This is a genomic window from Emticicia sp. 17c (assembly GCF_037153985.1).
Classification (GTDB): Bacteria; Bacteroidota; Bacteroidia; order Cytophagales; family Spirosomataceae; genus Emticicia.
The window spans coordinates 1-7,543 of the sequence record NZ_JBBAYI010000032.1; the positions used below are offsets into that span (position 1 = coordinate 1).

The following is a 7,543-nucleotide window of genomic DNA, read 5'->3' on the forward strand; positions in this document are numbered from 1 at the left end:
ATTCCAAATAACTGGTTGCAGGCCGTATTCACGGCAATAAATGTAGTCTGTCATGTTGTTTTATGTTTAAATTGAACAAAGCAAATTTACTTAATAAATAACAAAGCCTATCAAATCAAAAACTTTTTGTTTAATTTTTAAGTCGGAAATTTTAAGAACGCCTTAAAATAAAAAGGAATATTAAGAAATTTTATTATTCCTGATTTTTAATAAATTGCGTAATGAAAATTATATTTTTTAGAAAAAAATCTACATTATTAGCTTTATAATATAACCCTATTGAATCGTCAAATACTGAGAAACCTACCGAGAAGAAATTAATTGGATTAGGAATTAAGGATTTTTATGAATCTATTTTTAAGGTGATAGTATTATTGTCAATTATTATATCAGCATAAATAGTGAAATAATTAATAGTGTTAATTTATTCAAGCAAAATTAATGAACATAAAGGAGTTTCTTTTTCAATCAATTAACTTTTAAATTCTACCCGTCAATAAATATGAATATTTAGGAGATTCATTAGACATATAATCCCAATATTCAGCTATTTTATCGTTACCATTTTTAATTAAGTCAGAAAACCTACTACTATAATTGACTCCAGCAATTTTATCCGCAAACCCCAAACTATTACCAATAAGTATTTGTTGTTCATCGGGCGTTAAGTTTTTTGAATGTTTTGATAGAAAACTTAAAAAAACTTTTGAAATTATAATTATTCTGATTGCAGAATGTGGATGAGAGCGTTCATAATAATAAATATCTTCAAGTCCACGAAAATGTCTTATTCTATAAGCGAAGATTGAAGCCATAGACAACATTATTATGTTGTATAAAATCTCGTTCTCTACCTCATTAAAAAATATTTTTGCATCTTCATAAAGAGAAAGGACATGATAAGCAACCTGATTTGCAGCAAAAAAATCGGAATCAATTTCTCTAAGATGATGCTCGACATTGAAATTTGAATTCGTATATCCGTACTCGTTTAAACTCGTTGTATTACCTAATGCTTTATATTCAGCTTCTTGCATTAGATGAGCCAATTCATGATAATATGAGAAGAATGATGCAAATTCAAAAACAAATTGATTCAAACTCTTGTTACATTCTGCTAACAACCACTTATTAATATCACGAAAATTTATTAAACTTTGGTCGTTCTCAAAATCCAAATTATCCCAAAAGAAATTCTTCAGCTGCTTAATCACTTCTTTGCTAATAGCGATAACATTAGTCTTTGGTTGGGCAACAGAATTAAAATATTCGTTTTGGGCAATATAAAGATAGGCTGGATGAAAATTATAAATCTTTGAATATTCGTCAAGGTGTGATTGACAGTATCTATAAAAAAAATCGAATTTTTCTTCATCTGCGTCACCTCTAAAATCAAAAACTTGCCCGAAAGTTTGAAGAAGTGATGTTTTGGGCATAAGTTTCATTACATTATTTTCAAAGCTGCAATTCTGAAACTTTAAAAAAAAATCATTTGGATTGAGAATTTTCATGAATTTACTAATTGACTTTGTAAAGAATTTAAAATTAAATGAAATTAATTATACTGAAAAAGATTTCAGTTAATACCTATACACAAAAAGCGGCAATTAGCCGCTTTTTGTGTATAATAACTACTTTCTAAAATGGCAAATCGTCACCACCATTACCACCGCTTTCGGTCGTGGCTTGTGTGCCTGTTTTCTCGGTTGCTGTACCTTCCTCTTTCTTCGCACTCAATAATTCTATATCAGTAGAAAAAATGTTGATTTTAGGTACCCATTTGTTCAACTTTTCCGACCAATAGGTGTCTAGTTTAAAGCGGCCTTGTATGTAAACCTTAGTACCTTTTTTTAGAAAATCAGCCACTTTTAAATTGTTGGTGGAACAGTCGTACCAAGTTGTTTTTTCTTCCACTTTATCACCGTTCTTTTTTCTGATGGTACAACCTACTGAGAAGGCAGCAAATTTGTTGTTGTTTACTTCTTTGATTTCGGCATCTTGTCCGAGGTTGCCAATAAGCGTAATTACTTGCATAACTGATGTTGTTTATATGTTAAAAATTTATTTTTGCTGGTGGTAAAGTATTGGGAAGGCTTACAGGCTTAGCCGTTAAAAGGCTTTTTTGCTCGTGTATATCAACGAATTTTTCTATAACTAAATAGGGCCTTTCTACACGTCCATTACCATAATTTTTTTTCTTATTAACACACTTGATATGCGTTAACAACTCACCCAAAAACTTGATAGACAATGTTTTTTTGGCGTAAACTTGCAAATGCCTTAGAATCTGCATAGCGGTTTTATATTGAGCATTGGGCGGTATATTGTTTTCGTCCAGCACAGGTTCAAAGAATTCATAAAATAGTTCTTCTTCGTCTCTCACAACCCGATAAGAATTAGTATCAAATTTGGCTAGTTCGTCTACATCATACCAGTATTTAACACCCATTTTGTATAGCTGAACGGCTTCAAACCAACATAAATTAATATCAATTTTGGCTAATTTCTCGTAGTCAATATCAAGTACTTCAAACGGAAAGTATCGGCGGTTTTTACCCGTATCAGATAAAAACTCACGTCCGTTAATACTTCCGCAAAAGTTTGCAATTCGAGGAATAAAAGTATTAAAAGAAGCGTGGGGCAAACGTTTGAGGTCATGTGGCTGGGTAATGATGGTTTTCATGGTTTCACTATCCTTTTTTTGCAGATTTTTCAATTGGTCGTCAATATTGAAGATGAATATTCGGCCCATATCCAGCCAAATATCAATTTTCGACAAGTCTATTTTTGAGGTCTTAGAGTAGTCAATTAATTCGGGTGGGGTTAGCTGCATTAACCATCCTGATTTTTTTAAACCTTCGCCACCAATAAGTACCAAACACATTTGGTTTTGGCATCCGTAGTCTGTCATGCTATTGGCTACGCTGGCGGTCATCCAGTTACGCAGAAACTCACAGAACAACGTGCCAATATTTATATCCTTGTTGTTTGATTCGTTTAATTTGAGCGTATCGGCCAAATGATAAATTTCTAAGTCTTTAATATCTTCGGTATTTTTGTAAGGCCATGTATAACGCTTTTCTAAGCCATCAAAATAGTTTCTGATTGGGTGGTATTGTTCTATAAAGTCAGATTTTAGAATGATTTCCAGTTGGTTTCTGCCAATCGAAAAATCTGTATCACATTCAATTTTTCGGATAATATTATTAAAGTCCCATTCAAGCATGAAACGGTAGGGTTTTGAGGCATCCTCAGTATATTCAATCATGTGATTAACCATATTCATACGGAATTTATAATGACCTCTTAGCCAGTTTTCTAGCTTAGTTCTGTCTGTCTTTTTGCGTTTTGACATACGAGATATTCGTTTAAATCTTTGTGGTTCGGGAAATTCCAAGCACTCGCATTTATAATGTGTTTGGGTTGGTGTAGTTGTTTTATTTTGTCGTAGGTATTGCGGCCCCCTTTGTCGTTATCCAAGTAGCTATAAATTGCGTTTACGGGTGTGAAATCGAAACGGTTCAGCAAAGCTATTGAGTTAAGTATTAAGTAATTAGCCTGAAAATTATATACATCTAATTCGATGAAAGAAAGGAAATCAAAGAAGCCTTCAAAGACCAATAAATCAGATTGGAAATTGTCTATAAAGGTTATATCTTTTTTACCCAAACAGGCTTTAAAATCCTTTCCATTATCTTTGCCTTTAAATCTCAATTCGTACCCATCAGCATTGTTTTTGAACCCAATAGCGGTGTATATCCGGTTGCTTGCCGTATGCTTATAAATCACTTCTTTACAATACTTTGAAAGAACGGTGTAGGATATACTACGGCTTTCGGCGTACTGAATAAGTTTCGGGTTAGTTATTTGCTTAATGGCTAAAACTTTTAACGCTTGTTCCTTTTCGTGCGTTACCATGTAAGTAGCCGTTTTTACGCACCCATCAAAGCGCAATAGCCATTCGACCGCCGCGGGAAAAGTTAATTTATGGTAGAGCATAACAAAGCCAATCGGGCTATCTCCCTTTTCGTACTTCTTTGAGTTTCCGAAGTCAGACCAAAGATTTTTGTTAACATCTATACTAAATGAGGGTGTACGCTCATCTCTAAACGGACTATAATAAAGTAGCTCGTTACCGCTTTGGTGTTGAAGTTCATGCCCTATGCTTTGCATGATGCTTGTAAGCGGCACGGCTTTAGCTTGGTTTATTTCTTCTATTGTTTTCGACATGGAAGTATATGGTTTCAATGAGAAAAAGAATAAAAAATATTAGTGTTATTGGCGCGCTAAGCAAGATTAAAAAGCACCTGAAAAGTGTTTTCATGTGTTCAGGGTTTTACGCTTCGGTTATCAAGCCAAAGGATTAGAGGCAGTATTATCATGGCAGGAATTAGGAGTATAACCCCTATTATTCTTATTAATATTCTCATGGTTTTTTAGGGGGCAAAAGAATTTGGTTAATTAATCTTATGAGGCATTCTCTTTGATTTTCAATTATTCTAATCCGTTCGTCTCTCTCCTTTATTTGAGCCTTTAAAAAGGCGTTTTCTTGTTCAGGCGTTAGCACAGTTGGTTGGTCGGAAGTTGCAAACCATTTCATAACTAATTAAGAGTTAATTGGATTGGTGAAGAATCAAAAGGAGGGATGTTTTTAAGTTCTCTTTGTAGTGGCTTAATAAAATCAAGTATATCTTGATTACATACATGACAGAAAAGGATAATATCTCTTGTGGTTGGGTTTTTCATTCGGTTTCTAAAGGTCTTCTCACATTTTTTATTTCTTGCTAACCATACAGCTTTAAAGTAGTCGAAGCAAGCGGGGGCAACCGTATGATAAGTTTTTTGTAGAATTGAAAGGTTTTGATTTTTCATTGTGAAATAATTTTGCCGTTATTTGAATTAATATTTTACACTAAAGAAGCATATTTGCTTGCAAATGTATTAATAATAATACAAAATCAAAATAATTAATACAAAAAATTTGTAATTAGACATTTATATGTTAAAAATAATACATGAATAATCTTGAGAAAATTATTAAAATGAGGCTTGCTGAATTAAATATGCAAGCAAAAGACTTAGTAACACTCGGAGCAATAAAAAATCAGTCCGCGTTGAACACAATGTATTCAAGAAATTCAGCAAGACCAGAAACATTGGCTAAAATAGCAGACGCATTAAAATTGCCCGCAAGTGTATTCTATGAAGATTCACTTTATAATGACGTTAAAGTCTATACAAGGGAGTTAAAACATATCGAATTGCCTTATATCTCCGTAAAAGCAAGAGCAACTTTTGTCAATAGTCTTAATGAAGATATACCGGTGGTGTTTGATACTTATTCAGTACTTATAACTGATGAAAATGAAGATATGAGCGACCAGATTGTTTTTGCAATCGACGGCGACAGTATGGAGCCTTTTTATACAAAAGGGATGTTGGTTAGGGCTAAAAAAGTTCCTCCTAGTGACTGGATTTATATTAGTTCTGGCGTTTACATCGTCCATTATGCAAAGGTGTTCCTAGTGGTGAAAAGAGTTAAAACAAATGAATTGCAAAGTACTGGTTTTTTAAGGTTGCATTCTGATAACGAAATTACTGGGGGGTCAATAGAAGTGGCTGGGAAAGATATACATAATATTTGGAAAATCGTCTGGATTGTGGGTTCACCACCAAGATAATTTAGTGGTAAATCGGATACGCAGAATAAAATTTGTATACATATATAAATAATTGATAATCAAAGCAGTATGAGAAAGAAGAATAGTCTCCTGTTCCCGCTACAAAATAAAAGCGTAATCTATTGAAAATCAATAAGTTACGCTTTTTTATTTGTTTGATTGTTAAGCATTTGGTGAAGCGTTAAGCATATTTTATTTATGATAGGCTATTATTTTCTATAGAAGAATAGTTGTTAGTAGGATATTTCTCTTTATTAAAGCAAGGGTTTTAATTATACATACTTTTAATTCTATTTAATATATCACCCTTTATTTTATCGACTTCATTTTTTTTAATAGGATAGTCGTCAAAAAAAGATATACATAAATACTCCAATGGAGTTATCCTTTTTTTAAAAGCATTATATAAATTCCAATCTAAATCTGGATATTTTTTTTGAACCTGTAATACGCTCTGATTATCAACCCACTGTAATATTTCGCTATCATCCCAATCATCCAGCTCTATAATACTATTTTCAATGTCTAATATTGCATTAGAAAGAGTATTTAGACAAAAACCTACGCAAGTTCCAAATTCTGGAAGTCCAATTCTACTAATAAATTGTCCCCTATCATTATAAGAAGACCCGTCGGCAATATAGCTATATGTTATATTACTATTTTTACAAACTCTTCTACAATATTGTAGAAAAGCTCCCACTTCATATGAATCACCAACTTCTATAAAATTGATGATTTTATAAATATACCAACCAGACTCATTGAAATTATCTATCACTTCTGGTAAAGTTTGGCCAGGAAAATGATGTAGATAATTTATATTCTCATGCCTTATGAGGATTGCGGCATGAGTTGGCTCAATTTTATCCTTATGAATATTTACTGCGATAGATACAAAATTCTCAGGTAAAGACTCCTCGTTAAATTTGTATAAAGTATTTTTTGAGCGCATCTTAAATTTTCTTTTTTGAACTTCCTGCTCTCAATAATTCAGAAAGGCTTTGATATGATGAGTTTAATTGTTTATAGGTTTCATTGTGGATTATAGGTTTTAAACTAATCAGAATTGTTCTTAATACACCCCTGTCTGTACAGTTATTATTAAAAACTTTAATAAGCTTACTAATATCGTTTATCTTATCTTCATCAATAAACTCATAAATTTTATCATGCAATAAGTCATACTTCTCCAATGTATCATTCTCAACTATTTTTTGAACAAAGTCTTCATATTTGTTTTGCTCTTCTTGGCTATTATAATAATCTATTAGCTTATATTCTGGAGGATAGTTAGACTTAGTTACTTTTATAGTTGAGAGGAAAATAGGTCTATATAAAAAATCTTTTAACTCTCTTGCCTCCTCTTGTGAGCATTCGATTTTATACTCGTTCTCTCCATCTTCTATATGAACGTTTGTTGTTTTTTTCCCTCCAGCTTCATATAATTTCCCCTTTAAAAAGACTATTTTCTCATTAGTCACTTCTCTTCTTCTTTTTGAGGAAAAAGGTACACCTTTAAAAACTTGGGTTATATCTTTTTTAGATATGTCACTTTCTAAATAAATATTATAATCTAAACCATTTTGAAGAACTTTATTCTGAATCTTTTTTAGGATTTTAACTCTTCGATTATCATATGATTTTCTCTCTAAAATATCATTTATATCATTTGCAACTTGGATATTTTGTTCAGGGAATACTAGACAACTTTCTAGAGAACCATTATTTAAGGAAATTTTAAAATCAGAAGAGTTTTCGTATGTATTTGCTAACTCAGTTAGTGAGTCAATGAAAATTTTGGTAGTCGTATAAATGTAATGCTGTAGCTATCTTTGTAAAAAAAAGGGGAAGATGAACTG

The 7,543-nt window shown here is 32.1% G+C and carries 8 protein-coding genes; 1 reads left to right on the plus strand and 7 read right to left on the minus strand.

Translation table 11 applies throughout. The annotated features are described in order from the left end of the window. Nucleotides 1-479: 479 nt before the first annotated feature. From WAA15_RS24160 to WAA15_RS24180, 5 genes are all read right to left on the minus strand, one after another. Nucleotides 480-1,511 carry a hypothetical protein gene (locus WAA15_RS24160; protein WP_337045430.1) on the minus strand — a complete coding sequence of 344 codons (1,032 nt, stop codon included), beginning with the start codon at nt 1,509-1,511 and terminating at the stop codon, nt 480-482. A 127-nt stretch (nt 1,512-1,638) separates the two neighbouring features. Next, nucleotides 1,639-2,034, minus strand: coding sequence for a single-stranded DNA-binding protein (locus WAA15_RS24165; protein WP_337045431.1), 396 nt, complete (start codon nt 2,032-2,034; stop codon nt 1,639-1,641). A 19-nt stretch (nt 2,035-2,053) separates the two neighbouring features. Next, a complete protein-coding gene (locus tag WAA15_RS24170; protein ID WP_337045432.1) occupies nt 2,054-3,355 on the minus strand; it encodes a VapE domain-containing protein in 1,302 nt (433 codons plus the stop codon). Then, nucleotides 3,319-4,230, minus strand: coding sequence for a toprim domain-containing protein (locus tag WAA15_RS24175; RefSeq protein ID WP_337045433.1), 912 nt, complete (start codon nt 4,228-4,230; stop codon nt 3,319-3,321). The genes WAA15_RS24170 and WAA15_RS24175 overlap by 37 nt, the downstream gene beginning before the upstream one ends. Before the next feature lie 372 nt (nt 4,231-4,602). Beyond that, nucleotides 4,603-4,872 carry a hypothetical protein gene (locus WAA15_RS24180; RefSeq protein ID WP_337045434.1) on the minus strand — a complete coding sequence of 90 codons (270 nt, stop codon included), beginning with the start codon at nt 4,870-4,872 and terminating at the stop codon, nt 4,603-4,605. Between the two features lie 143 nt (nt 4,873-5,015). Between WAA15_RS24180 and WAA15_RS24185 the strand changes: the two genes are divergently transcribed. After that, entirely contained in the window at nt 5,016-5,681 is a 666-nt protein-coding gene (locus WAA15_RS24185) for a S24 family peptidase (protein WP_337045435.1), read from the plus strand. 268 nt (nt 5,682-5,949) lie between these two features. Here the strand turns inward: WAA15_RS24185 and WAA15_RS24190 are convergent, their stop codons facing one another. Then, nucleotides 5,950-6,636, minus strand: a complete 687-nt coding sequence (locus WAA15_RS24190; RefSeq protein WP_337045436.1) for a hypothetical protein — start codon at nt 6,634-6,636, stop codon at nt 5,950-5,952. Between the two features lies 1 nt (nt 6,637). Further along, the gene (locus WAA15_RS24195) at nt 6,638-7,165 is read right to left on the minus strand and encodes a hypothetical protein (RefSeq protein WP_337045437.1); all 528 of its coding nucleotides are present in this window, start codon (nt 7,163-7,165) and stop codon (nt 6,638-6,640) included. Between the last annotated feature and the right edge of the window lie 378 nt (nt 7,166-7,543).

Bases quoted from the DNA above. Each gene is read 5' to 3' on its own strand.
- WAA15_RS24160 (WP_337045430.1), bottom strand. From the start codon at position 1,511: ATGAAAATTCTCAATCCAAATGATTTTTTTTTAAAGTTTCAGAATTGC.
- WAA15_RS24165 (WP_337045431.1), bottom strand. From the start codon at position 2,034: ATGCAAGTAATTACGCTTATTGGCAACCTCGGACAAGATGCCGAAATC.
- WAA15_RS24170 (WP_337045432.1), bottom strand. From the start codon at position 3,355: ATGTCAAAACGCAAAAAGACAGACAGAACTAAGCTAGAAAACTGGCTA.
- WAA15_RS24175 (WP_337045433.1), bottom strand. From the start codon at position 4,230: ATGTCGAAAACAATAGAAGAAATAAACCAAGCTAAAGCCGTGCCGCTT.
- WAA15_RS24180 (WP_337045434.1), bottom strand. From the start codon at position 4,872: ATGAAAAATCAAAACCTTTCAATTCTACAAAAAACTTATCATACGGTT.
- WAA15_RS24185 (WP_337045435.1), top strand. From the start codon at position 5,016: ATGAATAATCTTGAGAAAATTATTAAAATGAGGCTTGCTGAATTAAAT.
- WAA15_RS24190 (WP_337045436.1), bottom strand. From the start codon at position 6,636: ATGCGCTCAAAAAATACTTTATACAAATTTAACGAGGAGTCTTTACCT.